General features: G+C 65.3%; 21 protein-coding genes and 1 riboswitch. Of the genes, 9 read left to right on the forward strand and 12 right to left on the reverse strand.

Features of this window, described 5'->3' with window-relative positions:
* Nucleotides 1–48 precede the first annotated feature (48 nt).
* Nucleotides 49–987, reverse strand: a complete 939-nt coding sequence (locus PNI01S_RS17680; RefSeq protein WP_084358716.1) for an alpha/beta fold hydrolase — start codon at nt 985–987, stop codon at nt 49–51.
* Between the two features lie 163 nt (nt 988–1,150).
* Here PNI01S_RS17680 and PNI01S_RS17685 point away from each other — a divergent pair, with 163 nt between their 5' ends.
* Entirely contained in the window at nt 1,151–2,023 is an 873-nt protein-coding gene (locus tag PNI01S_RS17685; RefSeq protein WP_024762670.1) for a hypothetical protein, read from the forward strand.
* A 123-nt stretch (nt 2,024–2,146) separates the two neighbouring features.
* Here the strand turns inward: PNI01S_RS17685 and PNI01S_RS17690 are convergent, their stop codons facing one another.
* The 4 genes from PNI01S_RS17690 to PNI01S_RS17705 form a co-directional block, all read right to left on the reverse strand.
* Nucleotides 2,147–4,873, reverse strand: a complete 2,727-nt coding sequence (locus tag PNI01S_RS17690) for a winged helix-turn-helix domain-containing protein (protein ID WP_024762669.1) — start codon at nt 4,871–4,873, stop codon at nt 2,147–2,149.
* Nucleotides 4,874–5,107: 234 nt separating this feature from the next.
* Entirely contained in the window at nt 5,108–6,475 is a 1,368-nt protein-coding gene (locus tag PNI01S_RS17695) for a DUF1329 domain-containing protein (RefSeq protein ID WP_024762668.1), read from the reverse strand.
* Between the two features lie 155 nt (nt 6,476–6,630).
* Entirely contained in the window at nt 6,631–8,553 is a 1,923-nt protein-coding gene (locus PNI01S_RS17700) for a DUF1302 domain-containing protein (RefSeq protein WP_024762667.1), read from the reverse strand.
* 208 nt (nt 8,554–8,761) lie between these two features.
* Entirely contained in the window at nt 8,762–10,444 is a 1,683-nt protein-coding gene (locus PNI01S_RS17705) for a fatty acid--CoA ligase (RefSeq protein WP_038803569.1), read from the reverse strand.
* 402 nt (nt 10,445–10,846) lie between these two features.
* Between PNI01S_RS17705 and PNI01S_RS17710 the strand changes: the two genes are divergently transcribed.
* Entirely contained in the window at nt 10,847–12,022 is a 1,176-nt protein-coding gene (locus tag PNI01S_RS17710; protein ID WP_084358717.1) for a thiolase family protein, read from the forward strand.
* 76 nt (nt 12,023–12,098) lie between these two features.
* Here the strand turns inward: PNI01S_RS17710 and PNI01S_RS17715 are convergent, their stop codons facing one another.
* Both PNI01S_RS17715 and PNI01S_RS17720 read right to left on the reverse strand, forming a co-directional pair.
* Nucleotides 12,099–12,728 carry a LysE family translocator gene (locus tag PNI01S_RS17715; protein ID WP_024762665.1) on the reverse strand — a complete coding sequence of 210 codons (630 nt, stop codon included), beginning with the start codon at nt 12,726–12,728 and terminating at the stop codon, nt 12,099–12,101.
* Nucleotides 12,729–12,814: 86 nt separating this feature from the next.
* A complete protein-coding gene (locus PNI01S_RS17720; RefSeq protein ID WP_081753934.1) occupies nt 12,815–14,281 on the reverse strand; it encodes a DUF1266 domain-containing protein in 1,467 nt (488 codons plus the stop codon).
* A gap of 219 nt (nt 14,282–14,500) precedes the next feature.
* Between PNI01S_RS17720 and PNI01S_RS17725 the strand changes: the two genes are divergently transcribed.
* From PNI01S_RS17725 to PNI01S_RS17750, 6 genes are all read left to right on the forward strand, one after another.
* Nucleotides 14,501–15,466, forward strand: a complete 966-nt coding sequence (locus tag PNI01S_RS17725; protein WP_084358718.1) for a 2-hydroxyacid dehydrogenase — start codon at nt 14,501–14,503, stop codon at nt 15,464–15,466.
* Complete coding sequence (locus PNI01S_RS17730; protein WP_084358719.1) at nt 15,463–16,227, forward strand: DUF1835 domain-containing protein; 765 nt, start codon at nt 15,463–15,465, stop codon at nt 16,225–16,227. The genes PNI01S_RS17725 and PNI01S_RS17730 overlap by 4 nt, the downstream gene beginning before the upstream one ends.
* Before the next feature lie 52 nt (nt 16,228–16,279).
* Nucleotides 16,280–17,281, forward strand: coding sequence for a methyltransferase (locus PNI01S_RS17735; RefSeq protein WP_084358720.1), 1,002 nt, complete (start codon nt 16,280–16,282; stop codon nt 17,279–17,281).
* 120 nt (nt 17,282–17,401) lie between these two features.
* A complete protein-coding gene (locus tag PNI01S_RS17740; RefSeq protein WP_024762661.1) occupies nt 17,402–18,859 on the forward strand; it encodes an amino acid permease in 1,458 nt (485 codons plus the stop codon).
* 44 nt (nt 18,860–18,903) lie between these two features.
* A riboswitch (yybP-ykoY riboswitch) is annotated at nt 18,904–19,098 on the forward strand.
* Between the two features lie 14 nt (nt 19,099–19,112).
* A complete protein-coding gene (locus PNI01S_RS17745) occupies nt 19,113–19,694 on the forward strand; it encodes a TMEM165/GDT1 family protein (protein WP_024762660.1) in 582 nt (193 codons plus the stop codon).
* A 100-nt stretch (nt 19,695–19,794) separates the two neighbouring features.
* Nucleotides 19,795–20,238 carry a ketosteroid isomerase-related protein gene (locus PNI01S_RS17750; protein WP_024762659.1) on the forward strand — a complete coding sequence of 148 codons (444 nt, stop codon included), beginning with the start codon at nt 19,795–19,797 and terminating at the stop codon, nt 20,236–20,238.
* Between the two features lie 74 nt (nt 20,239–20,312).
* On the opposite strand, the gene PNI01S_RS17755 is transcribed toward PNI01S_RS17750, so the two are convergent.
* Nucleotides 20,313–21,320, reverse strand: a complete 1,008-nt coding sequence (locus PNI01S_RS17755) for an NAD-dependent epimerase/dehydratase family protein (RefSeq protein WP_089285733.1) — start codon at nt 21,318–21,320, stop codon at nt 20,313–20,315.
* A 38-nt stretch (nt 21,321–21,358) separates the two neighbouring features.
* Nucleotides 21,359–22,177 (reverse strand): M48 family metallopeptidase, encoded by an 819-nt coding sequence (locus PNI01S_RS17760; protein WP_024762657.1) that lies wholly within the window; start codon nt 22,175–22,177, stop codon nt 21,359–21,361.
* 323 nt (nt 22,178–22,500) lie between these two features.
* Here PNI01S_RS17760 and PNI01S_RS17765 point away from each other — a divergent pair, with 323 nt between their 5' ends.
* Nucleotides 22,501–24,633 carry a methyl-accepting chemotaxis protein gene (locus tag PNI01S_RS17765; RefSeq protein WP_084358721.1) on the forward strand — a complete coding sequence of 711 codons (2,133 nt, stop codon included), beginning with the start codon at nt 22,501–22,503 and terminating at the stop codon, nt 24,631–24,633.
* Between the two features lie 122 nt (nt 24,634–24,755).
* Here the strand turns inward: PNI01S_RS17765 and PNI01S_RS17770 are convergent, their stop codons facing one another.
* From PNI01S_RS17770 to PNI01S_RS17780, 3 genes are read right to left on the reverse strand one after another with little or no spacing between them, the layout of a single operon-like run.
* On the reverse strand, nt 24,756–25,367 hold the full coding sequence (locus PNI01S_RS17770; RefSeq protein WP_024762655.1) for an SOS response-associated peptidase: 612 nt from the start codon (nt 25,365–25,367) through the stop codon (nt 24,756–24,758).
* Between the two features lie 19 nt (nt 25,368–25,386).
* Nucleotides 25,387–25,653, reverse strand: coding sequence for a putative signal transducing protein (locus PNI01S_RS17775; RefSeq protein ID WP_024762654.1), 267 nt, complete (start codon nt 25,651–25,653; stop codon nt 25,387–25,389).
* Nucleotides 25,653–25,835 carry a CPXCG motif-containing cysteine-rich protein gene (locus PNI01S_RS17780; RefSeq protein WP_065084466.1) on the reverse strand — a complete coding sequence of 61 codons (183 nt, stop codon included), beginning with the start codon at nt 25,833–25,835 and terminating at the stop codon, nt 25,653–25,655. Before PNI01S_RS17780 ends, PNI01S_RS17775 begins: the two co-directional genes overlap by 1 nt.
* Nucleotides 25,836–25,890 lie beyond the last annotated feature (55 nt).

Genomic DNA, 25,890 nt, shown 5'->3' on the forward strand with positions numbered 1-25,890 from the left:
GAAAAAAGCCCGGCGCTTGGCCGGGCTTTTCCTTGGGGCGATCAACAGTCAAGCATGCAGAAAGCGCAGCGCATCCGCCGCCGACTCCTCGGGGATTTCCTCCATCGGGATATGCCCCACGCCCGGGTACACCTTCACCTCGATCCCCGGTACGTCACGCTGCCACATCGGCACATGGCGTGGCGAAATCCAGCGATCGCGCTCACCCCACATCAGCATCGTCGGCACCTTCAGCGAGGCGACGCGGTTGGGGGTGGTAGGCAGCTCCTCGCGGTTGGCCTTCACCAGTACGCGGAAGATGTCGATCATCGCGCGGCGGTTACCCGGCCGGCGGCTGATGTCGTAGTAACGATCGATCACGCCCGGCTTGATCTTGCGCGCATCGCCGTAGACTTCCTTGATGCCCTGCGCCACCAGGGCGCGCGGCATCCACATCGGCATCATGATGCCGGCGCCGGGCAGTACGGCGCTGGCGATCATCAGCGGCACCTTCTGCATGTAGTAGCCGGCCGGGTCGATGAGGATCAGCCGCTCGACGCGGTGGGCGTTGGCCAGCGCATAGTTCCAGGCGATGTAGCCGCCCAGCGAGTTGCCGGCGATGGACACTTGCTTGAGGTCCAGGCGGTCGAGGAACAGGCCGAACACCTTCACCAGGCGCTCGCCGTCGTACTCGCGGTCCTGGCCGCCACCAGTGAGGCCGAAGCCGGGAACATCGAGGCGGATGATGCGGAAGTGCTCGGACAACTCGGCGACCCAGCCGTCCCAGGTATGCAGCGAGGCCATTACGCCGTGGACCATCACCAGCACCGGTTTGTCGGGGCTGCCTTCGTCGCGGTAATGGATGTCGAAGCCGTCGACGTGGATGAACTTCGAACCGGACTCGGGCGAAGCGTAGCGTGCCTTCAGCGCAGCCAGCGGCAGCGGGCCGAAACCATAGCGGGCCAGGCCCTCGGCCAGCGGCGGTTGCACAGACAATGTGGCGGTCATGGACGAGTGACTCCCGTGCTTGTTGTTCTCAAACCCGAATCACACCACAGCGTCCACGTCGCCGCGCCCAACCTAGGTAGTGTCGAGGCCCGTCACGGGATGACGCAGGCCTTGCACCTGGTTAACCTAGCCCGACCCGCCCTCGCGCAAGGAAAGCCCGTTCGTGCCGATCCTGACTCGCCGTTCGCTGTGGCCGCTGGCCGTGCTGTTGCTGCTCCTGTGCCGCCCGGCCCTGTCCGCCGACCTCTATTACCTGGGCCAGAAGATTCCCGACATTCAGCGCAACTGGACCAGCGCCGACTACCAGGTGCTGATCGACGCGCTGAAGAAGATCGACGAGACCCAGGTCAACGGCCTGCCCCGTCGCAGCGGCGAGTTCACCGGGCCGATCTACCAGCGCATGGTCAGCGAGGAAAATTTCCGCCCGCAGCTGAACATCTACGCGCCGCTGGAGCTGCGGCAGAACGAGGCGCGCGAGGTGCTGTTCAAGCTCAAGGAGCTGATGCGCCTGTACTTCAACTTCCGCGCCGCCAAGCAGCCCTACGGTGCCGAGGCACTGGGCCTGATGAGCTACTCGCTGCGCGAACAGGCGATCCTGTTCAACCTGACGGTGGAGTTCTGGATGACCCTGGCACAGAGCGAGCAGCGCAACCCGGTGCGCCTGCAGGGCATGCAGGAAGCCAAGGCCGCCGCCTCGATGCTCACCAGCAGCGCCCTGGACTACCTCGGCCTGACTGCCCAGTTCGATCGCCAGGACCTGGTGCTCTACAGCGCCGAACTGGCAAAGCAGTTGCCTGAACTCTTCATCCACCTGCCGCCGGAAGTGCGCGTGCAACTGCTGATGCGCGTGGATGAACTGGCGCAGAAGCACGCCTACCCAGAGGTGCGCGAGAACATGCGCGACCTGCTGCCGGTGCTGCAGGCGATCCAGGCGGATGTTCAGAAACAGCTGGCCGCGCCAGCCAAGGGGCAGGCCGCGCCCAAGGGATTGGATTTGAGTGCGCCGGCGGAGGCGGAGAAGAAGAAGGGGATGTGAGCCTGGAGCCAGCGGATCGCTGTTTAGATAGCTGAAGATCAGCCCAGCATCGGAGCCCACGGCTCGGCACCCTCACTCCAGCCCTATCCCAGCGGGAGAGGGGAAACCCAGGTAGAGGAGATCCTACCGCAGCAATCCCATCTCCTTCGCCCGCGCCACCGCCTGGGTACGACGTTCCACGCCGAGCTTGTCGTTGATGTGCCGGGCGTGGCTCTTCACGGTATGCAGGGAAATGAACAGGCGATCGCTGATCTCCTGGTTCGAGCAGCCCTGGGCGATCAGTTCCAGCACGGCCAGCTCACGGCCGCTGAGGCAGTCGGTGAGCGTCGTGCTGCGCTCCGGCGCCGCCGGCAAGCGTTCACGCAGGGCCTCGATGGCTGGCGAGGTGACCCGCACGGCCAGTTGCTCGCGCAGCCATTCCGGATGTTGCTGCAGCACTTCCTGAAGCGGGATCGTCAGGCCAGCGGCCAGGCCGCTCAGGCACTCGCCCAACTCGAAAGAAGCCTCGCGCTCGCGGCCATCCTGCAGCAGCAAGGCAACCAGCTGGCCCTGGGCAAAGCGCGCCTGCAACTGCGCACCACCTTGCAGGGCGCCGCTGGCCACGGCTCGCAGGCGTGCTTCGGCCTCGGCCATGCGGCCTTCGCGGCGCTCCAGTTGAGCCTGGAGCATTTCCACATTGCGCGGCAGCTGCGGCGAGCATTCCGGTGGCGTGGCCGGCTCGGCGCCGGTGTAGGTGTCGCGCAGACGCTCCAGCCAGGCACTGGCCAGTTCGACCTGGCCCTGGCCGAGCCAGAGCTCGCATTTGATCAGGGTGATGGCCGACAGGTAATAGACCGGCGGCACGTCCCAGACATGCATCATCCGCTCGACCTCGGCGAGGTGAGCGAAGGCACGGGTGTAGTTGCCCAGCCGCCCCTCCAGACTTGCCAGCACGCAGAAGCCGATCACCAGGCTGATGTCGCGGCAGGCGCGGGCTTCCTCGATGCCGGCCTTGAGGCACTTGCGCGCCTCGTCCGGTTGCAGCGCGAGGCTGCGCAGGTAGCCCTGGTAAAGCATCAGCCGGCCACGCACGGCATAGCGCCGCAGCGAGGACAGACCGGAAAGCCGCGCCAGCCCCTGGCGCACTTCGTCTTCGGCACGCAGCACTTCACCGCGTGCTTGCAGTACGCGGGCACGGTCGTAATGGACCATGGCCTCGAACAGCGGATTGCCGAAGCGCTGCGCCAGCTCCAGCGCTTCTCTGTTGAGGCCGCGCGCGCGCCACAGATCGTCGCGCACGATGGCCAGGTTGCTCAGCGTCGACAGGCACAACAGGCGCGGGCCGAAGCGTTCCGGGCCAAGGCCGTGCATGGCCTCTTCGCAGTGGCGCTCGGCCGCATCGATCTCGCCGCGGCCACGGGCAATCACTCCGGCCAGAGCCTGCCATTGCGCCAGCAGATCGCGCTGGGCCGTGGCATCGGCGGCGGGCAGGAAGCGCGACAGCTGCGCAGCCAGTTCCTCCGCCGCATCCAGCTGGCAGGCCAGCGCCAGCGCCCAGCTGTACAGCACGATCAGACGCGACGTGCTGGCCAGCAGGCTGTCGGGCAGGTCCATCTTCCAGCGCAGCAGCGTGGCGACGTTCTGCTCGGCCAGCAGTTGTTCTTCGGAAAGGCTCTGTACCAGGCTCGCCGCGACTTCCGGATGGCCGGCGCGCAGGGCCTGCTCCACCGCGTCATCGAACAGTCCCTGGGCGCTGAACCAGCGGCACGCGCGAAGGTGCAGCGCAGCGGTGGACGGCCCTGAGCCAGGCAGCGGGCGCGCCAGCAGAAGGTCGGAGAACAGGTGGTGATAACGGAACCACTGGCCTTGCTCGTCCAGCGGCACGAGGAACACCTGGTGCTGCTGTAGATGGCGCAGGATCGATGCGCTGTCGTGTGCGTCACGCAGCGCGTCGCAAAGCTCGGCAGAGAAGCGTTCGAAACGCGCGGTCTGGGCCAGGAATACCTGGACCTCCGGCGACTGCTTGTCGATCACCTCTTCCAATAGATAGTCGCGGATCAGCTCCTCCGCGCCATGCACCGAAAGATCGGGCACGTTCGCCGCCAGTTCGTCGCCATGGGCCAGCAGCCACAGGCGCAGGCCGGCGATCCAGCCTTCACTGCGCTCGACGAGGTTGTCCAGGGCGTTGTCGTCGAGCTGGGCGCCGCTGGCCGAGACCAGTTGCGCAGTTTCCTCGACGGTCAGGCGCAGGTCCTGTTCGGTGAACTCCAGCAGTTGCCGCGACAGGCGCAGGCGCGCGAGGTGCCAGTCCGGCCGCTGGCGGCTGGTGACCAGCACGACCAGGCCGGCGGGCTGGTGATTGAGGAGGAACTGCAGGCAGCGGTCGAGCACCGCGCCCTGGGCCAGGTGGTAGTCGTCCAGTACCAGCAGCAATGGGCGGTCGACGGACAGGCTGCCGACCAGTTCATCGAGCAAGTCATCGAGCCAGGATTCGAAAGCGAACGGCTGGTGGCGCTGGCGCATTTTCAGCAGCGCCAGGGCTTCTTCACCGAGGGTGGGGAAATGCAGGCGCAGGCCTTCGAGCAGGCGTTCGAGGAATCGGCCGGGGTCACTGTCCCTGCCACTGAGCCCCAGCCACAGACTGCGCCATTGGCTTTCCAGGGTCTGACAGAATTCGATGGCCAGCGAGCTCTTGCCGAATCCGGCCGGCGCGGACACCAGTATCAGCCGCCCCTCCAGCCCGGCGGCCATGCGCTGACAAAGCTGCGAGCGGGCGACGTGGCCATGCGGCAGCGGCGGCCGGAAGAAGCGGCTGCCGGCCGTGCTGGGGGGAATATCGGTCAGACTTGGCAGAGTCGAGAAGTCGGTCATCGGCCTGGCTCTTGCTCTAGCTCTTATCGCTATGTCAACGAAGGTCACACTGCCGTCCGAGCCTAGCCGCTCACGGCCAGGAATAGAAGTCGATTTTGTTACCTTTGCTCACAAGATGACTGGAATAAGTCCGACATTCTTCCCTCCATTCATCTGACAGATGATGCTCCATAAAAAAACCGGCCCGAAGGCCGGTCTTTTTTCACCGCGGAACCACCCGTGGGGATCGGGGGATCAGCGCACGCCTTCCTGGCGAAGCGCTGCCGGGGTGAAGTCGCTTTCCGAAGCGCTGTAGTTGAAGTCGTAGGCGGATTTCTCCTCGTTCTTCAGCCCCAGCACCAGGTAGCGGCCGGACAGCAGGTCATACAGGGTTTCCGCGGTGTACCACGGTACCTGGTAGTTGTAATAGTACTGGTTGAACGCCTCGGCTACGCGCCACAGGGTGCCACGACCGTCGTAGTGGTCGATTTCCACGGCCTGCCAGGTGTCTTCGTCGATGAAGAAGTCACGCTTGGCATAGATGTGGCGCTCGCCCGGTTTCAGGGTGGCGGTCACGTGCCATACGCGGTGCAGCTCGTAGCGGGTCAGGTCCTGGTTCAGGTGACCGGGCTTGATGATGTCGGCGTACTTGAGCTTGGGATCATCGAGCTTGTAGTTGTTGTACGGAATGTACAGCTCCTGCTTGCCCACCAGTTTCCAGTCGTAGCGGTCCGGCGCGCCGTTGTACATGTCCAGGTTGTCGGAGGTACGCAGGCCGTCGGCGGCGGTACCCGGGCCGTCGTAGGAGACCTGCGGCGCACGGCGTACGCGGCGCTGACCGGCGTTGTACAGCCAGGCCAGGCGCGGTTCCTTCACCTGGTCGAGGGTCTCGTGCACCAGCAGCACGTTACCGGCCAGACGCGCCGGGGCGGTTACACGCTGCTTGAAGTAGAACAGCACGTTGCTCGGCTTGCTGGCGTCGTAGTCCTTCAGGTCGGTGCGGAAGACGAATTCGTCCTGGAAGTACACCAGCGAGTAGGAACCGTTGACCTGCGGCGTGGCCTGGGTCACCAGACGGCGTACGTGGCCGCCACGGTAGCGGGTGATGTGGTTCCAGATGACTTCCAGGCCGTCCTTCGGAATCGGGAAGGGGTTAGCCGTCTGGAAGTTTTCCAGGCCGTTGCCGCCCTGCAGCAGTTTGGTATTGGTGGCGTTCTGCTTGGTCGCGGCGAGCACGCTGTCCGGCACGGTGGCGGTCCGGTGCGTCGGATACACCGGCATCTTGTAGGTGTCTGGGTAGCGCTTGAACATGGCCTGCTGGCCGGGGGTCAGCTTGGCCTTGTACTGATCCATGTTCTGCGCGGTGATGGTGAACAGCGGCTTCTCGTTGGCGAACGGGTCGCTGAGGAAGCCCTTGCTGTCGGCGGTGCCGGCATTCTTGGGCAGGCCGCCGGTCCAGGCCGGGATGCTGCCGTCGGCGTTGCCGGCCTTTTCTGCGCCCATCGGAGTCAGGGTAGAACCCAGCTTCGCCGCTTCATCGGCAGAGACGGCCGCCATCACCTGGGAGGCGATGAGGCTGAGCGCCAGGGCGCCCGTGTGCAGCAGGATCTTTGTTGTTCTCATTCGTTTATCGTCCTCGTTGAGTCTTTGCCCACCGCGGTGGCCGCGCTTGCAAACGCGGTTCGCGGGTCTTGTCTGCTGCTCGCGCGGGGCGGGTCACCCCGCCCGCGCGGATGGCCCGCCACGCGGGCGGGCCGGTTGCCGGTTGAACGGCCGGCTTAGAAGGTCACACCGAAGCTCAGGCTGACGAAGTCACGATCGTCGACGGTGCTGTACTTGCCGTCGAAGTAGTTGGTGTAGGCCAGGCTTGCGGTGTAGGTGTTCAGATAGTCGGCGTCGATACCCAGGCTGATCGCCTTGCGGCCTTCCTCGAAGTTGCCGCCAGGGCCGGGGGAGTAACCGTCCACGTCGTGCTGCCAGGCCACGTTGGGCTTGAGGTTCACACCGGCGAAGACGTCGTTGTAGTCCCAGATGGCGCGGGCGCGGTAGCCCCACGAGTCGGCAGTGGTGAAGCCTTCGCTTTCGCAGTTGCGGCTGACGTTGTTGGCGTTGGCGGTGCCCAGGGTGGAGATGTTGAGCGCTTCGCACGTCGGACGGCCGTTGAGGCTGCCGTTCAGCGGGCCAGGACCGAAGACCGGGTCACGGCCGTAGCGCGCCTTGTTCTGGCTTTCCAGGCCGCCGACGTGGGTCCAGCCAACTTCGCCCACCAGGGTCAGACGCTCGGCGCCCATGACCTGGTCGAAGAAGTGGGTGAAGGTGGTCTGCAGTTGGGTAACTTCCTTGCGGCGGTAGCCATGCAGGTCCTGGCCGGCGGTGCCGGTCAGCACGGAGGCGTTGTCGTAGACGTGGTTGCCGCCGATGGACACCGGGTCCAGGCCGGAATACAGGATGTCGGTGGTGTTCAGTTGGACCGGGGCGTTCGGACGGTAGCTGATCTCGCCCTGCCACGCGGTGCCGGTGGGCAGCGTGGTGGAGAAGCTCAGGCCGTAGAGACGGATGTCTTCGGGGTACTCGATGAAGTAGCTGGAGTTCCCCGCCATCGCCGCCGCGCCGGCTTGGGCCGCCAGGGACGGGCTGATCGCCGCGATGTTGGTGATCAACTGGTTGATCTGCGCCACCTTGGCGGTGTCGGCGCCACGGCCGCTGAAGATCGGCAAGCGGCTGTGGTAGTTCATATAGTAGCCGCCGAACTCGGTGTTCAGGCTGTCGGCGAAGTACTTCAGGGAGAAGCCGTACTGGCCGCTGTCGCGGGCGTCACGGTCCGGGCCACGGCGCACCACGATACCCTCGTTCCACGGCGAGGGAGTCAGGGCCAGGCTTGGGCCGAGCAAGGAGTTCAGGGTGTTGATCGATGCCTGATTGTTGGTCAGCACCGCCAGGTTCTGGGTGCAGCCATCAGCCACCACGTCCGGCTGGGAGAAGAAGGTGCCGCAGTTGTCGACCACCGTCTGGTCCCACTCCAGCTGATAGAAGCCTTCGGCGGAGAGGTTCTCGGTGAGGTTCTGCGACAGGTAGAACATGTTCACCGGCACCAGGGCTTCCTTGATCTCGGAGCCCGGACGGCGGAAGGCGGTGACGTCGAACGGGTTGATTACGCTGATGCCGTTCTGGATGAAGGTACTTTCACCCCAGTTCACCACCTGCTTGCCCAGGCGCACGGTGCCCGGCAGGTCGGCGATGTTGTAGTTGTGATAGATGAAGGCGTCGAGAATCTCACCGCCGGAGGCCTGGGCGGCTTCCTTGCGGTTGTGGTCGGAGAGCGGCTTGAACTCGGTATTTTCGTCCTTCTGCTCGAAGTCATACCAGTACTTGCCACGTACGAACACGCCGGTGTCGCCGTACTTGAGTTCGAGGTCGTGGATGCCCTTGAAGATCTTCGAGAAGGTCTTGCCGGCCTTGTAGTTCAGGTGACCATCGTCGGAGGTCTGGGACAGGCCCTTGCCGCCGTTGTTCACGCCGATGAGATTGCTGTTGGGGTTCTGTGTCGACCAACTGGCCCCCACGGACAGCGTCGAGTCGAACGAGCCTTCGATTTCCCCGATGTTGAAGCTGACAGCGGAAGCGGGAGCCGCCAGCGAAGAAGCCAGGCTGACTGCCAGCGGCAACCGTGCCAGGCGCCAGATATGTTGCATGGTTTTCATCGACGCTACTCCATGTGTTTTTTGTTATGAGTAGTGGCGACTATATCCAGCGCCCCACAACGCTTGATCGCTCGAAAGTGTGATTTGTCTTACAAAGGCCCTGACTAGACGCTTGCGCAGGCCCCGAGGTGGCGTGATCACTGGGCTGCGCCGTGCCAAGCGCTTGCTTGGCACGGCCGCCCGCCAACCGTGACTTGCCGGTCGTCGGTCACACCGTGGAGAGGAAGGCGCTGCCGGCCTCCTGCCATTGGGCGATGTCTACCCGGATGCGCTTCTTGTCGAGCTTACCAACGCTTGTCTTGGGAACTTCAGTAACAACGGCGATCTGCGATGGAATCGCCCATTTGTTGATGTTGCCCTGCTCGACGAAAGGCTTGAGGTGCTCGCGCAGCCCCTTGGCATCCAGCGCGAGGCCATCGCGCAGCACCAGCAGGGCGAATGGGCGCTCGCCCCACTGCGGATCGGGCACGCCGACCACCGCCACTTCGCGCACCGCCGGGTGGCGGCTGATGAGGTCTTCAAGCTCCAGGGAGGACAGCCATTCGCCGCCGGTCTTGATCACATCCTTGATCCGGTCGCGGATATCGATGAAGCCCATGCCATCCAGGGTCGCCACGTCGCCGGTATGCATCCAGCCGCCGGTCCAGAGCTCCTCGCCTTTCTGCGGCTCCCGGAAGTAGCCCTGGGTCAGCCAGGGCGCGCGCAGCACCAGCTCGCCCTGGGATTCACCGTCGGCCGGCAGGAATTCGCCGTGTTCATCCATGATCGCCGCCTCCACCAGCGGCACTGGCACACCGGCCTTGATGCGGTAGGTAGTGCGCTCGTCCTCGCTGCCGGCGCACAGTTCCTGGTTGAGGTAGCCACAGGAGATCAGCGGGCAGGTCTCGGACATCCCGTAAGCGGCGGTAAGCTGGATGCCGCGGGCCTTGGCGGCATCGTAGAGCGCTCGATTAAGGGCGCTGCCCCCGATAATGATCTTCAGCCCACCAAAGTCGTGATCCCTGGCGCTGGCGGCGTTGAGCATCATCTGCAGGATGGTCGGCACGCAGTGGGAGAAGGTCACCTTCTCTTCACGGATCAGCTTGCACAGCAGCTCCGGCTCGTAACGCCCCGGGTAAACCTGCTTCACCCCCAGCATGGTCGCCACGTACGGCACGCCCCAGGCGTGGACGTGGAACATCGGTGTGATTGGCATGTAGACGTCGTCGGTGCCCATCAGGCGGATGCTGTCCAGGCTGCCGATGGTCGAAGCCATGGCCAGGGTATGCAGCACCAGCTGACGGTGGGTGAAGTACACCCCCTTGGGGTTACCGGTGGTGCCGGTGGTATAGAAAGTGGTGGCCACCGAGTTCTCGTCGAAATCTGGGAACGCGTAGCGCGGACTGGCGGCAGCCAGCAGGGTCTCGTACTCACCGACACAGTTGGGCAGCGTGCTGGTCTTGTCCGCACCGTCGGTGATCAGCAGGGTCTTTTCCACCGTGGTCAATTGCCCGGCGATGCCCTGGTAGAGCGCGGCGAATTCGCTGTTGACCAGCACGAAGCGGTCGTCGGCGTGGTTCATGGTGTAGAGGATCTGGTCCGGCGAAAGACGGATATTGATGGTGTGCAGCACCGCGCCGATCATCGGGATGGCGAACATGCACTCCAGGTAACGGTGACTGTCCCAGTCCATCACCGCCACCGTGTCACCGGCCTTCACACCGGCGTCGGTCAGTACGTTGGCCAGTCGCGCCACACGCTCGTTGAACGTGGCATAGGTGTAACGCACGCTGTCGCGATAGACGATCTCCCTGCCCTTTTCATAACGACTGCCGGACAGCAGCAGGCTCTTGATCAACAACGGATACTGATAGGCGTTCTGAGCAGCGGGGATGACGCGGGTTTTCAGCATGGCGTGCGCACTCTCAAGGCTGGATTTCGAGTTGAGTCTCATCAGGATGAGACCGACTCTAGAGCGCTGCGCCGAGCCATTCATCAGTCAAAAGAGTGATTTGCCGATGACTCTTTGGCGACATCCGGTCACGCGGTAGAATACTGACGCCCGGCCGTTCACGGCCGGTACCTTTACCCGGAGTCCGCGTAGGGCCTGCGAGCTAGAGCAGAACAAGGCGGAAGCAGGCGAGGGAGCGGAGTTTACATCTTGTAAATGAGCATGACTCGCTTCGCTCGCCCCTGCGGGGCCGCGCTGAAGCGCGTTAGCCGCAAGCGGCTTCCGAGCCTGCTTCCAACGCAGTTCTACCGATGCGCAGCCGGTCCTACGCGGACTCCTACAACAAGAGCGAAGAGGTTAGTCATGTCCGAGATCGTCATCGTCAGCGGCGCCCGTACTCCCATGGGCGGCTTCCAGGGCAGCCTGTCCGGCGTTTCCGCCGTCGACCTGGGCGCCATCGCCATCCGCGAAGCCATCTCCCGTGCCGGCATCCAGCCCGAAGACGTGCAGGAAGTGATCATGGGCAACGTGTTGCCCGCCGGTCTGAAACAGGGCCCTGCCCGCCAGGCGTCGCTGAACGCCGGCCTGCCCGCCGCCACCGGCTGCACCACCATCAACAAGCTCTGCGGCTCCGGCATGAAAGCCGTGATGCTGGCCCACGACCTGCTCAAGGCGGGCACCAACAGCGTGATGGTCGCCGGCGGCATGGAAAGCATGTCCAATGCTCCCTACGTGATCGAGAAGGCCCGCACCGGCCTGCGCATGGGCCACGGCGAGATCAAGGACCACATGTTCCTCGACGGCCTGGAGGACGCCCGCACCGGCCGCCTGATGGGTTCTTTCGCCCAGGAAACTGCCGATAAGTACAACGTCACCCGTGGAGAGATGGACGCCTACGCCATCGAATCCCTGCAACGCGCCCAGGCCGCCATCAAGGACGGCTCGCTGGCTTCGGAAATCGTCCCGGTCACCGTTACCACCCGCAAGGGCGAGACCGTGGTGAAGGACGACGAGCAGCCGCTGACCGCCAACCTGGACAAGATCCCCGGCCTGCGCCCGGCCTTCCGCAAGGACGGCACCATCACCGCCGCCAACGCCAGCTCCATCTCCGATGGCGCCTCCGCGCTGGTCCTGATGACCGCCGAAGAAGCCGCCCGCCGTGGCCTCAAGCCGCTGGCGAAGATCGTCGCCCACGCTACCCAGAGCCAGGACCCGGCCGAATTCACCCTGGCGCCCATCGGCGCCATGGCCAACCTGTTCAAGAAGGCCGGCTGGAGCAAGGACGACGTCGACCTCTTCGAGATCAACGAAGCCTTCGCCATGGTCACCATGCTCGCCATGCGCGAACACGGTCTGGACCACGCCAAGGTCAACGTTTACGGCGGCGCCTGCGCCCAGGGCCACCCGGTCGGTTCCACCGGCTCGCGGATCATCGTTACCCTGATCAACGCCCTGCAGAAAAAGGGCGGCAAGCGTGGCGTGGCCTCGCTGTGCATTGGCGGCGGCGAAGCCACCGCGGTGGCGATCGAATTGGTCTGATACTTCGTCAGGCATGAAAAAGGGGCGCCTCGGGCGCCCCTTTTTCATTCGGAACAAAGCATTCCTGCAGGAGCGTTCAGCGCAACTCGGTGAAGGCCAGCTTGATCCCCAGGCCGATCAGTACCACGCCCATCAGCCGGTCGAACCAGTGGCCCATGCGAGCGAAGCCGGCACGGACGCGTTGCTGGCTGAACAGCAGCGCCACCAGGCAGAACCACACCGCCGTGGCACAGGCCAGGTACACGCCATAACCGGCCTGGACCAGCAACGGCGTATGCGGGTTGATCACCACGGTGAACAGCGAAAGGAAGAACAGCGTGGCCTTGGGGTTCAGGCCGTTGGTGACGAAACCGGCGACATAGGCACCACGAGCCGTACGGGCGACCGGAGCCGCCATCGTCTCTGCCGCCGCCGGATCAGCCGGGCGCGCACGCAAAGCCTTGACGCCGATGTACAGCAGATAGGCCGCTGCCAGCCATTTCAGTGCGTTGAACAGCACGATCGACTGCGACACGATCAGGCCGATGCCCAGCAGCGAGTAGGTGACGTGGAGGAAGATCGCGCTACCCACGCCCAGTGCCGTCCAGGTGCCGGCACGGCGGCCGTGGGTCACGCTCTCGCGCACCACCACGGCGAAATCCGGGCCGGGGCTGGCCACCGCCAGCAGGTGAATGAACGCCACCGTGAGAAATTCCGCCCAGTACATCGCGCCTCCGAACAACCGCCGAGAAAAGCTCATCTTCTATACGAAGCGACGGGCAACCGACAAGCCGCCGGCAGGAGACGCGGAAACTAGCGCGCGCCGGCGTGGCCAAGAGCGTGCAGCAGCGGAAGCTGACGCAGCGGGCAGGCCTGCCAGGGCGAAAGATAGTCGGCGAAAGGGCTGATGCCGTCCAGCAGCTCCATGCCGCTACGGATGAGGCGCTTGCCGACCTCCCAATCCTCGTTGGCCAGGGCATGGCCGAGCACCATCGAGATCAGGTATTGCTCCCAGCAATCGAACGCCGCACGGGCCTGACGAGCCATGTGGCGCAGGGCATTCCAGAGTGTCTCTTCATCCAGCAACCCAGCACTGAAAGCCAGCCGCGCACCGAAGGCTGCACGCTCCAGATCGTAGGCCAGCAGGGTCTGACAGTCCTCGATCATCTCCGGATCGTGCCCGGCCTTGAGCAATGCCCGCCGCGCCTGCTCGAAGCGCGCCCCACCGGCCACTCCGTCAGTTTTCCGCTTACCACCCACGGTGCCCAGTTGTCCTAGCAAGGGGTCCAGCTTCAGTCGGCTGCCATGGTCCATCAGCCACTCCATACGCTGGAGAACGCCATTCTGGTCGGTGGCGTTCCAACGTTCGGCGAGCCAGGCCCGGTTCAGTTCCCGTTCATGGTCCGCGATCGCCAGGGAATCGGCACGCGCGCCGCCACTGGTAGCGATCAGCGCCCCGAAGGCGAGCAGTGCCCGCCGCGCAGGGAGGCCGGGCCTTTCGACCGAGTGTTCCGAGTGCAGGACCACCTCGGCCACCTGTATGCCCGCCAGCGGATGCGCCTGCCACAGGCCAGCCACCGCATTGCCTTTACGCCTCTCCCCCATGAGCTCCTTGAACGCACGGATCGCCAGCGCAGTCTGTTGCCCGTCGCGCAGCAGGGTTGCCCGTCCCAGCACGAAGGAGGCGGCGTAGTCCTGCCAGTTGGCGAAGCTGCGGATCGCCGCGTCGGCCACCCAGGCCAGGGTCAACCAGGCCTCGGCTTCGGTGAGGTATCCACAGGCACGGCAGCGACGTGCCAGCCAGGCGATGCATTCGTAGTCATGGGCCGCCATCGACAAGTGACACGGCAACGTCAGGCCGGCCTTGACCCAGGCCTGCTTCGCCCGCTGCCAGCGCAACCGCTGCTCACCGTCGAAAGCACTGGATTCATTGCGCTGCAGTCGCTGAAAGTCACCGTCCAGTTGCTGGCCATGGGCTTCGAGCAACATATCCTGCAAGGTGCTGCGAGCCGAACCGGCATCGTCTATGCCCCAGCATTCACCCAGTTCCCTGTCCAGGCCGGCGGCGACCTCCGAGCACTCGCCAGCCAGCGAATGCCCAAGCGCCCCGTTACAGGCTGCCATCAGTGCGCCGAAGCACAGCAGGGGCTCGGGGCCAGCCGGGGTACTCGGTCGGCGCCGCCGCGCCCGTGGACCGGGAAAATGCCCATCACCGCGCAGCCCGACGCGTGCGCCGAGCGCCCGGATAGCTGTGAGGCTGGAAAGAATCCATCCCATCATCGCGACTCACCTCAGGATTTCGATGAGTGCAATCTACGAAGCCGTTGACGCTTGGCAGATGAGGGAAAACTGAAACGCCCGTCAGACTTTTCAATCAAACATCTACCATCAAAGCAAGACAGCCCAGCCGTGCACGTGCGGGAAGCGCGGGTTGTCCGCAACGGCGGTTGTGCCGAGAATCCCCCTCATCCCGCCCTTCCGATCAAGGTGTCATCGCTCATGAATCCTGCTCGCGCCGTCTTCCTCGACCATGCCTCCCTCGACCTCGGTGACCTCGACCTCGCGCCGCTGCGCGCACCTTTCGGCGAACTGGTCCTGCACGGGCGCAGCGAGACTCAGCAGGTGGCCGAGCGGCTGCAGGGCGCACAGGTGGCGATCAGCAACAAGGTTCGCATCACTGCCGAGGTGTTCGAGCAATGCCCGGACCTCCAACTGGTCCTGGTGGCCGCCACCGGCACCAACAACGTCGACCTTGAGGCCGCGCGCCAGCACGGCGTGACCGTGAGCAATTGCCAGGGCTACGGCACCCCGTCGGTGGCCCAGCACACTCTGATGCTGCTGCTCGCCCTGGCCACCCGCCTGCCGGATTACCAGGCGGCGATCCGCGAAGGCCGCTGGCAGAAGGCGCCGCAGTTCTGCCTGCTGGACTTTCCCATCGTCGAACTGGAGGGCAAGACCCTCGGCCTGCTCGGCCACGGCGAACTGGGCGGCGCGGTGGCGAAGCTGGCCGAAGCCTTCGGCATGCGCGTGCTGCTCGGCGCCCTGCCCGGCCGCCCACCACGCGCCGATCGCCTGGCGCTGGACGACCTGCTGCCGCAGGTGGATGCCCTCACCCTGCATTGCCCGCTGACCGACGCCACGCGCAACCTGATCGGCCAGCGCGAGTTGGACCTGATGAAACCCGGCGCCTTCCTGATCAACACCGCCCGCGGCGGGCTGGTGAACGAACAGGCGCTCGCCGACACCCTGCGTCGCGGCCATCTGGGCGGTGCGGCCTTCGACGTGCTCAGCGTGGAGCCGCCCAAGGACGGCAACCCGCTGCTGGCCGGCGATATCCCGCGCTTCATCCTCACCCCGCACAGCGCCTGGGGCAGCCGCGAGGCACGGCAGCGCATCGTCGGCCAGTTGAGCGAGAACGCCGCCGGCTACTTTGCCGGCGAGCCGCGCCGGGTGGTGGCGCCATGAGCCTGCACCTGGTTTGCGGCGACGGCGCCGCCGATGCCCTGCGCCGCGCGGTCGAAGCAGGCGTGCTGACCGAGAAGAAAATCCGCGTGATGCCGGACGACCTGGCCGTCGGCCCGCTGAGTGACGTCGACACCCCGCCCTGCCGGCAACGCGCCGCGTTCTGGCACGAACTGGGCGGCGACGCCCTGCAGAACCGGGAAATCGCCATCGAGATGGCCACCGAAGTGAACTGGCTGCGCAGCCCCGACGTACCCGCCGTCACCCTCTGGCACGGCGACAGCGCCAGCGAGCAATTGCTGCTGCGGCGCGTCTGCGCGCTGCTACCCGCGCACGTCACCCTGCGCAGCGTTGGCGCTGGCAGCGGCCAGTGCCGCAGCGAGGACCGCCACGCCATCGCCATGCTCAAACCCGAGGAACTGGCCAACGCCCTGGCCGGCAGTCATGAACTGGAAGCCACCGAGCGCCAGCGCCTGGGCGCGGACTGGGAGCGCGCGCTGCTTGAGAACGCCGAGTTGCGCCTGTGGCTCGATGGCCAGTTGAGCGGCACCGGTTACGCACACATCGACCGCATCCTGCTGGACAGCGCCAGCGAATCCTGGCGCGCGGTGCAATCGCTGATCGGGCCGACCATGGCTTACGTCGACGGCCTGTTCGTCAGCGACCTGCTGGCCGCCTGGCGCCTGCGCGCACAAGTCGCGGCCGGCGCCCTGGAACTGCGTGGCGAGGACTTCTGGAAGAACGCCGAGGTGCGGCTCGCCTAGGCTCGGCCGCGGCAGCCCTGCTAAACTCGCGCCCTTTTTTCGAGGAGGCCGCATGTCCAACGCCCCCACCAGTGAAGTGCTGCTGCGCCAGATCGAGCGCTTCCAGGGCCGCGTCCTGCTCGCCGGCCTGCCCGCCGACGCCCTGCTCGGCGACCTGCCGCAGGCGCAAGGCTGGAGTTGGCACGCCGGCGAGGCCCGACAGCTCGAAGCCCGCTACGCCGGCCGTTGCCACTTCGGCGCCACACCGCCCGAGGGCCAGTTCGACGCCGCTGTGCTGTTCCTGCCCAAGTCCCGCGAACTGACCGATTACCTTCTGGCCGCGCTGGCCAGCTGCGTGCCGGACGGCGAGCTGTACCTGGTCGGTGAGAAGCGTGCCGGTGTCGAGCGCGCCAGCAAGCAGCTCGGCGAATTCGGCCGCGCCAGCAAGCTCGACAGCGCTCGCCACTGCCAGCTGTGGCACACGCACATCGACGGCGCCCCGGCAGCGCCCGACCTGCATGCCCTCGCGCAACGCTATGAACTGCCGCTGGCCGACGGCCCGCTGCACGTCATCACCCTGCCCGGCGTGTTCAGCCATGGCCGCCTGGATCGCGGCAGCGCCCTGCTGCTGGAGCACCTGGACAAGCTGCCCGTCGGCCACCTGCTGGACTTCGGCTGTGGTGCCGGCGTGCTCGGCGCGACGCTCAAGCGACGTTATCCACAAAGCCGGCTGACCTTGCTGGACGTCGACGCCTTCGCCGTCGAAAGCAGCCGCCTGACCCTGGCTGCCAACGGACTGGAAGGCGACGTGATTGCTGGCGACGGCATCGACGCCGCGCCAAGCGATCTGGCCGCCATCGTCACCAACCCGCCCTTCCACCAGGGCGTGCACACCAGCTACGCCGCCACCGAACACCTGCTGCGCCAGTCTGCCCGCCACCTGGCGCCCGGCGGCGAGCTGCGCCTGGTGGCCAACAGCTTCCTGAAATACCCGCCGCTGATCGAACAGCACCTGGGCCCCTGCCGCACCCTGGCCGAGGCCGACGGCTTCCGACTCTACAGCGCCCGGCGCTGATCCCAGGCTCGCACTACACTCCACCGAGCCTGCCCGGATCGGCGCATCGCCGCTCGCCCTGAACTATCGAGGACACCCGTGAATCGCAGAATCAAAGACGACGTCGAACTGACATTCGCCATGGGGCCGAAAGAGAAGCCGCATCACCTCAAGCGCTCTCTCAAGCCACGCCACCTGAACATGATCGCCATCGGCGGCTCCATCGGCACCGGGTTGTTCGTCGCCTCCGGCAGCACCATCGCCACCGCAGGCCCCGGCGGTGCGCTGCTGGCCTACGCGCTGATCGGGCTGATGGTGTTCTTCCTCATGACCAGCCTCGGCGAACTGGCGGCCTACATTCCCGATTCCGGCTCGTTCTGCACCTATGGCAGCCGCTTCATCGACGATGGCTTCGGCTTCGCCATGGGCTGGAACTACTGGTACAACTGGGCGGTGACCATTGCCGCCGAGCTGGTGGCGGCGCAGCTGGTGATGAAATTCTGGTTCCCGGAAGTCTCGGGCATGTACTGGAGCGCCGGCTTCCTGGGCATCATGTTCATGCTCAACTTCTTCTCGGTGAAGGGTTTCGGCGAAAGCGAATTCTGGTTCGCGCTGATCAAGGTCGTAGCCGTGGTGGTCTTCATCGGCATCGGCCTGGCCAGCATCATCGGCATCATGCATGGCATCGACAGCCCCGGCTTCAGCAACTTCACCACCGGTGATGCGCCCTTCGTCGGCGGCCTGCAGGCGATGATCGGGGTGGCGATGATCGCCGGATTCTCGTTCCAGGGCACCGAGCTGATCGGCGTCGCCGCCGGTGAATCGGAGAATCCGCAGAAGTCCATTCCCATCGCCATCCGCCAGGTGTTCTGGCGAATCCTGATGTTCTACATCCTGTCGATCTTCGTCATCGGCATGCTGATTCCCTACACCGATCCGAACCTGCTCAAGACTGACAGCAGCGACATCAGCACCTCGCCCTTCACCCTGCTGTTCGAGCGTGCGGGCCTGGCGGCCGCGGCCGGCGTGATGAACGCGGTGATCCTCTCGGCGATTCTCTCGGCCGGCAACTCGGGCATGTACGCCTCCACCCGGATGCTCTACACCATGGCCACCCAGGGCAAGGCGCCGCGAATGTTCACCCAGGTGTCCGAGAGCGGCGTGCCGCGCTACGCGCTGTACGCCACCACGCTGATCGGCGCGCTGTGCTTCCTCACCAGCTTCATCGGCGACAAGACCGTTTACACCTGGCTGCTCAACGCGTCGGGCATGTGCGGCTTCATCGTCTGGCTGGGCATCGCGGTGTCGCACTACCGCTTCCGCAAGGCCTTCGTCCTGCAAGGTGGCAACCTCGGCGACCTGCCCTACCGCGCCAAGTGGTTCCCCTTCGGCCCGCTGTTCGCGTTCGTCCTCTGCCTGATCATCACCCTGGGGCAGAACTACCAGGCCTTCGTCGGTGAGCACGTGGACTGGGCGGGACTGGTCGCCACCTACATCACCATCCCGCTGTTCCTCGCCATCTGGCTGGGCTATCGCTGGAAGAACGGCACCCGCTTCATCCGCTACGAAGACATGGACATTCGCCCCACCCGCGAATGATCCGACACGCAGGCTTGCCCAAGTCCCAGGAGTTGGGCAGAATGCGCCCCGTCCTAGGGGAGTAGTCTCCCGCGAGCAACCCGCTCGCCCGGTACGCGTCAACACACTTGGTCCGCAGACCATGGCGCGTACGATCCAGGCCTGCAGCGTTCAGGCCGGGGTTTGACAAGACCTATGACACGAGCAACCTGACCCGGGGCGGGCAGGTGGCGCGTGTCATGGTGATTCGTCGACCCGCCCCTTAGGAAGCCTGATGGAATCCCTCTTCGTCCCCACCCTGATCGTTGCCCTCGCGGAAATCGGCGACAAGACACAACTGCTCGCGCTCGTCCTCGCCGCGCGCTTCCGCAAGCCCTGGCCGATCATCGCCGGGATCATCGCCGCCACGTTGGCCAACCACTTCGCCGCCGGCGCCGTCGGCAGCTGGGTCGCCAGCTTCTTCTCCGAAGCCACGCTGAGCTGGGTACTGGCCGTATCCTTCCTGGCCGTTGCCGGCTGGACCCTGATCCCGGACAAACTGGATGACGACGAAGAAGGCTCGCTGAAGAAATTCGGCCCCTTCCTCACCACCCTGATCGCCTTCTTCCTCGCCGAGATGGGCGACAAGACCCAGGTTGCCACGGTGATGCTGGCCGCGCAGTACCCGCACTTCTGGCTGGTGGTCATCGGCACCACTCTGGGCATGCTGATCGCCAACGTGCCGGTAGTGCTGGCCGGCAACTTCGCCGCCGAGCGCCTGCCGCTGAACCTGATCCGTCGCCTGGCTGCCGCGGCCTTCGCCGTCCTCGGCCTGGCCGCCGTGTACCACGCGCTGAAACTGGGCGGCGTGTTCTGACCGAGAGCTTTTCGATGGGAGGCTGGCGCGCCGGCCAATGCCTGTGTATCGCCTGCGATACACAGTGGCGATTCCGCCTCCTACGACAAAGGAAGTCGCCATGCCGGAAAAAGACCTGAAGAAGATCGCCCGCCAGCACATCGACCTCGCCTGGAACAAGGGACACCTGGCATTGGTGGAGCAACTGCACAGTCCGGATTTCATCTACAAGAGCGCCTTCACCGCGCAACCGTTGGACAATACCGGCTACCGCGCACTGGTGGAGGAAATCCGCGGCGGCATGGACGATCTGGAAGTGGCCGTCGAGGAATGCATCCGCGAGGGCAACAAGGTCTTTACCTGGAGCACGCTGATGGGCTGCATTGTCCGGCCCGTACTGGGCTACCCGGCCAGCGACCGCATCGTCAGCATCTCGGCCATGGGCTTCTGGGTGTTCAACAGCCAGGACCAGGTACAGGAGCTGTGCACGCTGTTCGACATGGAAAGTTTCCGTGCGCAGATGGGGCTGCCCAACCGGCCCTTCGCCGAGAAGGCGCTGCCCTGATCAGTTAAAAAGCCCGGCATGTGCCGGGCTTGTTGTTCTGGCTCGCGTTCACCTACAACTGCTGGCCCTGGAAATCAGAGGTAGTCGTTGGCGTGGAACCAGGAAATGGCGCGCTCCAGCGTGTCCTGCAACGGCACATGCGACTCGAAGCCCAGCTCCTCGCGTGCCTTGCGGCCGTCGAGGAACTGCCCGCCGGCCATCACCTCGATGGCGGTGTCATCGAGCAACGGCATCTTGCCGGTCAGGCGATAACGCCAGCGCCCCAGGGTCGCCAGCGCGCGGGCGCGGTGCAGCGGCATCGGCGTTGGCGCCGGCTTGCCCAGCAACCTGGCGATGGTCGCGGTCAGCTCGGCCATTTCGATGTTGTGCCCGGTGAGCAGGTAACGCTCCCCTACCCGGCCGCGCTCCAGAGCCTTGAGCAGACCGCGCCCGGCTTCGGAAGCATCGATGACATTTCGCCGCCCCGGCACGTAATGCAGCATCTCGTCGCGGCCGATGGCGGTGATCAGGCGGCCGGTGGTCGGGCCGATGTCCAGCTCGCCCAGCACCATGCCGGGAATCCCGATCACCACCGGCAGCCCGCCGCGAGCCTGTTCACGAGCCTGCTCGTCCAGCGCCCACTTGCACATCACGTAGGCGCTCTTGCCGGTGGGCAAGCCTTCGTAGAACAGCCCCTCATGCCCCGGCAACCCCTGCGGATGCAAAGGCATGGCGAACGCCGAGCCGACATAGAGGATGCGCGGCACCCTGGCCTGCAGGCAGGCGGCGTAGAAGTGGTTGGTCAGGTCCAGCGCGCTGGCGACTTCCTCCTGCCAGCGACGCGGCCGCACCGGGTAGTAACCGGCGCTGAAGATCACCGCGTCCAGGCCGCTCAGCGCGCGGGCCATGCCCTGGTGATCGAAGAGTTCGGCCACCCGGCACTCCGGCTCCAGATAGGCCAGGCGCTGGATCTGCGACGAGGGTCGGTGGATCAGCACCAGTTGATGGCCCGCCGCCTTGATCGCGCGGGCGGCATGGTGGCCCAGGAGGCCGGTGGCTCCGAGTACAGCGATTTTCACGGATACTCCCTGTTCACGGGGCAAAACAGCGCAACCATACGCTGACCGATGGCAAAGAGGAATCAGCGAGTCTTGGACTGCTCGTAAAGCGGCATGACTTTCGGGATAGCCGCCTGCAGGTTGGCCATCCGCGTGCTGTCCGCCGGGTGAGTGCTGAGGATTTCCGGTGGCGCGTCGCCGCCAGCCTGGCCCATTTTCTGCCACAAGGTGATCGCGGCGTTGGGGTTATAGCCGGCTCGTGCCGCCAGCTCCAGGCCGATCAGGTCGGCTTCGTTCTCGTTCTGCCGGCTGTTGGGCAACGTCAGGCTGTACTCCACCACCTGATGCGCCAGGTCGACACTGGTCTGGCCAAGGCCCAGCAACTGGCCGCCCAGCCCCAGGCCAACCTGCTCGGCATAGGCACGGGACATCGCCTCGCGACCGTGCTCGCGCAGCGCGTGAGCGATCTCGTGCCCCATGACGGCAGCGAGTTCGTCGTCGGTCAACTTAAGCTTATCGATCAGCCCGGTGTAGACGATGATCTTGCCGCCGGGGCCGCAGTTGGCGTTGAGCTCATCACTCTGGATCACGTTGACTTCCCACTTCCACGAGGGCGCGTCCGGACGGAAGGCGCCGGTCTGCGGAATCAGCCGTGCGGCGATGGCCTTCACGCGCTTGGCGTCACTGCTGCTGGCATCCAGCTTGCCGGCCTTGGAGGCCTCGCCAAGGGTCTGCTGGTAGGACTGCGCATACATCTGATCGACCTGCGCGCTGGACAGCATGCTGAACATGGTCTGCTTGCGATCCACGCCGACGACGCCGCCGCTGGTGGTGTTCACCTGCTGGCAGGCGGTCAGCAGCAGGGCGGCGGCAAGGCCGGCTACACGAAAGACGCTGGGCATGATGCTCTCCTGAATCAATGCATTATCCCGGGGACAGCGCGCATGGTAGGCCCAGCCCCGGCGGCCGGCAACTATCGCAAAAAACGCTGGCACAGCAGGGAGTTACGGACATTTGAGACCTGCCGCAACGTGCTCGCCGGCGACCGCGGGACCGATGATTGCATTGAGCCATCACCTGCTAGACCGCCCGGTCGACGCCGACAATCCTGCGACAAGCGGCGAACAGCCGCGTTACAACCCATTACAAGGACCGATTAAGGATTTTCGCGGGTTCTGCCGATATAGAAAGACACGCAGGCTTCTGGCGAATTCCGGGTACCCGTATGAAATTCAAGTCGATCCAGTTTTCCGTGGTTGCGCTGGCCGGTGCCAGCGTTCTGGCGGTGGTCGCCGCACTGGTCCTGTACGCGCTCTTCGCCGGGTCAAGAACCCAGGCGCTGGTGCAGGATCGTACCCAGGCGCTGCTCGAACAGGTCATCAATGAACGCCTGGTGGCCCTGGCGCGCGGCCAGGTCGCCCAGATCCAGCGCGAGCTGGAATACCCGCTCACCGTCGCCCGTGACCTGGCCAACACCAACGCCCTGATCGATGCGACCGACGCCAACGGTCAGCCGCTGCTGGGTATCGGCCGCGCCGGCATGTCCAACCTGCTGCGCCAGACCGTCGAACTCAACCCTAAGCTGCTCGACGCCTTCGCCGGCTGGGAGCCCGACGCCTTCGCCGGCAACGACAGCCAGTACTCGGGCCTGCCCGGCTATGACGCCAGCGGCCGCTTCATGCCCTGGTGGTACCGCAAGGACGGCAGCCTGACCGTCGAAGCCATGGGCGACACCCTGGAAAGCCAGAAGATGCAGCCCACTGGCGTGCGCGAAGGCGAGTACTACCTGTGCCCGAAGGAAAAGCACAAACCCTGCATCATCGACCCGGCACCTTACGAGATGGGCGGCAAGATGGTGCTGATGTCCTCGTTCAACGCGCCGATCATGGTCAAGGGCCAGTTCAAGGGCACCGTCGGCGTGGACCTGTCCCTGGACTTCATCCAGGACCTGCTCAAGACCTCCGACAGCCAGCTCTACAACGGCGCTGGCGAGATGGCGCTGATCTCCACCAACGGCCGCCTGGTCGCCTACACCAAGGACCCGTCCAAGCTCGGTGAATCCGCCAGCAGCGTGCTGGACGCCAACGAAGTGGCCAACCTGACCAAGCTCACCCTCGACCAGCCGCTGACCTCGGTGGACAAGGAGCACGGTCACATCGAGCTGTTCCTGCCCTTCACCATCGCCGACTCCGGCGCGCGCTGGACCCTGATGCTGCAGCTGCCGCAGGAAGCCGTTCTGGGTGACCTGAACCAGCTGCAGAGCGACCTGAAAGCCCAGCGCGACAGCGACACCCTGGGCATGACCCTGGTCGGCCTGCTGATCGCCGCCATCGGCCTGGCCGTGATCTGGCTGGTCGGCCACGGCATCGCCCGCCCGCTGCGCCAGCTGGTCGGCATGCTCGATGACATCGCCCAGGGCGAAGGCGACCTGACACGCCGCCTGACCAGCGACCGCGCCGACGAACTGGGTTCCATCGCCAAGGGCTTCAACACCTTCCTGGTCAAGCTGCAGGGCATGATCGGCCAGGTGGTGACCTCGGTGCAGCACGTCAGCGACTCCTCCGAGCACACGGCCGACATTGCCATCCGCACCAACCAGGGCGTGCAGAAGCAACTGGCGGAGATCGAACTGGTTGCCACCGCCGTCCATGAGATGACCGCTACCGCGCAAGATGTGGCGCGCAACGCCACCCACGCGGCAGAAGCGGCCAACCACGCCGACCAGGCCGCGCACCACGGCAAGCGCATCGTCGAAAGCAGTTCGGCTGCGATCCAGGCGCTGGCCAGCGAAATCGGCCGCGCCGTGGGCGTGGTGCAGTCTCTGGCCCGCGACAGCGAGAACATCAACGCCATCCTGGTGGCCATCCGCGGTATCGCCGAACAGACCAACCTGCTGGCGCTCAACGCTGCCATCGAGGCCGCCCGCGCCGGTGAGCAGGGCCGCGGCTTCGCGGTGGTCGCCGACGAAGTGCGCAACCTGGCGCAGAAGACCCAGCAGGCCACCGAGGAAATCCAGTCGATGATCCAGCAACTGCAGAACGGCACCCGCGAAGTGGTGCAGGTGATGCAGCAGAGCCAGGACAAGACCGAGGACAGCGTGCGCCACGCCGGCGAAGCAGCTCAGGCGCTGGAGTCGATCACTCAGGCGGTGTCGGTGATCAACGACATGAACACCCAGATCGCCAGCGCCGCCGAGGAGCAGAGCGCGGTGGCCGAGGACATCAACCGCAACGTCAGCAACATCGGCATGGTCGCCAACCAGGTGGCCGGCGGCGCCGACGAAGCCTCCCAGGCCAGCGCCGAACTGACCAAGCTGGCCGAGCAACAGCGCAGGCTGGTGAATCAGTTCAAGGTGTAGAGCCAGCCCCGCGCGCTGATCCCGTCGGCGCAACTGTCTTCCTCTGAACGGCCGTGCAAGTGCGTCCCCTTTCCCGCTTGCGGGAGAGGGTGAGAGCGCTGTTGATCCTGCAGGGTGCGTCGTCAGGCGGGAGTGAGGCACTCCGGCCCATTGCAGGTGGGGTCGTTGATGAAGTTCGCCAGCGCCTGCTCGCGCAGCCGCGCCTGGGGCAGCAGGAGCAACTCCATCAGCCGCGCCGTCCCGGTCTCGTTCGACAGCCACTGTGCCTGCTCGGCGACATCCAGAACCAGTGGCCGACGCATGCCGCCCGCTTCCTGGGTCAGCATCGCCACGCTGTAATAGGTGTGGCCCTCCACCGGATACGCCTCCCACACGCCCGCGAAGCAGATCAGCCCGCCGCCGGAAACCCAGTGCGGCCGCTTGCGCACGCCGCGCCACTCGTAGAAGCCGTTGGCCGGCAACAGGCAGCGGCGCTGGGCAAACGCGTCGCGAAACATCGGCTGTTCGGCGATGGTTTCGACGCGGGCATGGGCGGGAGTGCGCGACAAGTCCTTCAACCAGGCGGGCGTCAGGCCCCAGCGCGCAAGGTCGGCATGGCGAATGCCGTTCTCCTCGCGCAGCATCAGCACACGCGCGCCGGGCGAGAGACTCCACTGCGGCCGCAGGTCGGCGGGGAAGCCGGCGCTGTCGGCCAGCTCGCGGTTCCAGCGGAACAGGGCGTAGCGGCTGGTCATCGGGACTCGTTGTCGGAATTCAGCAAAGCAGGACGCCTGGGCCGCCTTCGTGATCGTCAGCGGGCCCCGGCAGGGGTTGCGCGGCATTGTACGCGGCGATCAGCTCCCGCGCCTGCTCGGCCATCTCGTCCTCGACCCAGAGGTGCAACAGCCCCATGCCGGGCAGCTCGCCGATGCCGCCGACCAGGTGACGCCCGCCCAGGTGCGACGAAATGCCCTCGTTGGCCAGCATGCCCCCCAGCAGTTCGGCTTCGATCAGGTCGGCAGGTGCGTAGATTCGCTGCATCAATCGTCCTCGCGCTGGACTTCCAGGGACCATTCCACCCCATCGGTGCGGAGCTGGAACAGGATCGGCCGGCAACACACCGGGCAATCTTCATAGTAGCTCTGGTCGCCCCCGGAGAGGTCGAGCATGGCCTCGGCCGGCTCGCCGCAATAAGGGCAGGAATAGGCCTGACTTTCGAGCATCGCTGGTTCCCCCGTGACTTCCGTTTATAATCGCGCGGTCTTTTGGGGCGCCCGC

Source organism: Pseudomonas nitroreducens NBRC 12694 (assembly GCF_002091755.1).
GTDB classification, from domain to species: Bacteria; Pseudomonadota; Gammaproteobacteria; order Pseudomonadales; family Pseudomonadaceae; genus Pseudomonas; species Pseudomonas nitroreducens.

Excerpts from the sequence above, each read along its gene's own strand:
- PNI01S_RS17710 (WP_084358717.1), top strand. The coding sequence starts at position 10,847 with ATGTCCGAGATCGTCATCGTCAGCGGCGCCCGTACTCCCATGGGCGGC.
- PNI01S_RS17720 (WP_081753934.1), bottom strand. The coding sequence starts at position 14,281 with ATGATGGGATGGATTCTTTCCAGCCTCACAGCTATCCGGGCGCTCGGC.
- PNI01S_RS17765 (WP_084358721.1), top strand. The coding sequence starts at position 22,501 with ATGAAATTCAAGTCGATCCAGTTTTCCGTGGTTGCGCTGGCCGGTGCC.
- PNI01S_RS17760 (WP_024762657.1), bottom strand. The coding sequence starts at position 22,177 with ATGCCCAGCGTCTTTCGTGTAGCCGGCCTTGCCGCCGCCCTGCTGCTG.
- PNI01S_RS17715 (WP_024762665.1), bottom strand. The coding sequence starts at position 12,728 with ATGTACTGGGCGGAATTTCTCACGGTGGCGTTCATTCACCTGCTGGCG.
- PNI01S_RS17700 (WP_024762667.1), bottom strand. The coding sequence starts at position 8,553 with ATGAAAACCATGCAACATATCTGGCGCCTGGCACGGTTGCCGCTGGCA.
- PNI01S_RS17770 (WP_024762655.1), bottom strand. The coding sequence starts at position 25,367 with ATGACCAGCCGCTACGCCCTGTTCCGCTGGAACCGCGAGCTGGCCGAC.
- PNI01S_RS17775 (WP_024762654.1), bottom strand. The coding sequence starts at position 25,653 with ATGCAGCGAATCTACGCACCTGCCGACCTGATCGAAGCCGAACTGCTG.
- PNI01S_RS17730 (WP_084358719.1), top strand. The coding sequence starts at position 15,463 with ATGAGCCTGCACCTGGTTTGCGGCGACGGCGCCGCCGATGCCCTGCGC.
- PNI01S_RS17690 (WP_024762669.1), bottom strand. The coding sequence starts at position 4,873 with ATGACCGACTTCTCGACTCTGCCAAGTCTGACCGATATTCCCCCCAGC.
- PNI01S_RS17705 (WP_038803569.1), bottom strand. The coding sequence starts at position 10,444 with ATGCTGAAAACCCGCGTCATCCCCGCTGCTCAGAACGCCTATCAGTAT.
- PNI01S_RS17725 (WP_084358718.1), top strand. The coding sequence starts at position 14,501 with ATGAATCCTGCTCGCGCCGTCTTCCTCGACCATGCCTCCCTCGACCTC.
- PNI01S_RS17680 (WP_084358716.1), bottom strand. The coding sequence starts at position 987 with ATGACCGCCACATTGTCTGTGCAACCGCCGCTGGCCGAGGGCCTGGCC.
- PNI01S_RS17780 (WP_065084466.1), bottom strand. The coding sequence starts at position 25,835 with ATGCTCGAAAGTCAGGCCTATTCCTGCCCTTATTGCGGCGAGCCGGCC.
- PNI01S_RS17695 (WP_024762668.1), bottom strand. The coding sequence starts at position 6,475 with ATGAGAACAACAAAGATCCTGCTGCACACGGGCGCCCTGGCGCTCAGC.
- PNI01S_RS17750 (WP_024762659.1), top strand. The coding sequence starts at position 19,795 with ATGCCGGAAAAAGACCTGAAGAAGATCGCCCGCCAGCACATCGACCTC.
- PNI01S_RS17740 (WP_024762661.1), top strand. The coding sequence starts at position 17,402 with ATGGGGCCGAAAGAGAAGCCGCATCACCTCAAGCGCTCTCTCAAGCCA.
- PNI01S_RS17745 (WP_024762660.1), top strand. The coding sequence starts at position 19,113 with ATGGAATCCCTCTTCGTCCCCACCCTGATCGTTGCCCTCGCGGAAATC.
- PNI01S_RS17735 (WP_084358720.1), top strand. The coding sequence starts at position 16,280 with ATGTCCAACGCCCCCACCAGTGAAGTGCTGCTGCGCCAGATCGAGCGC.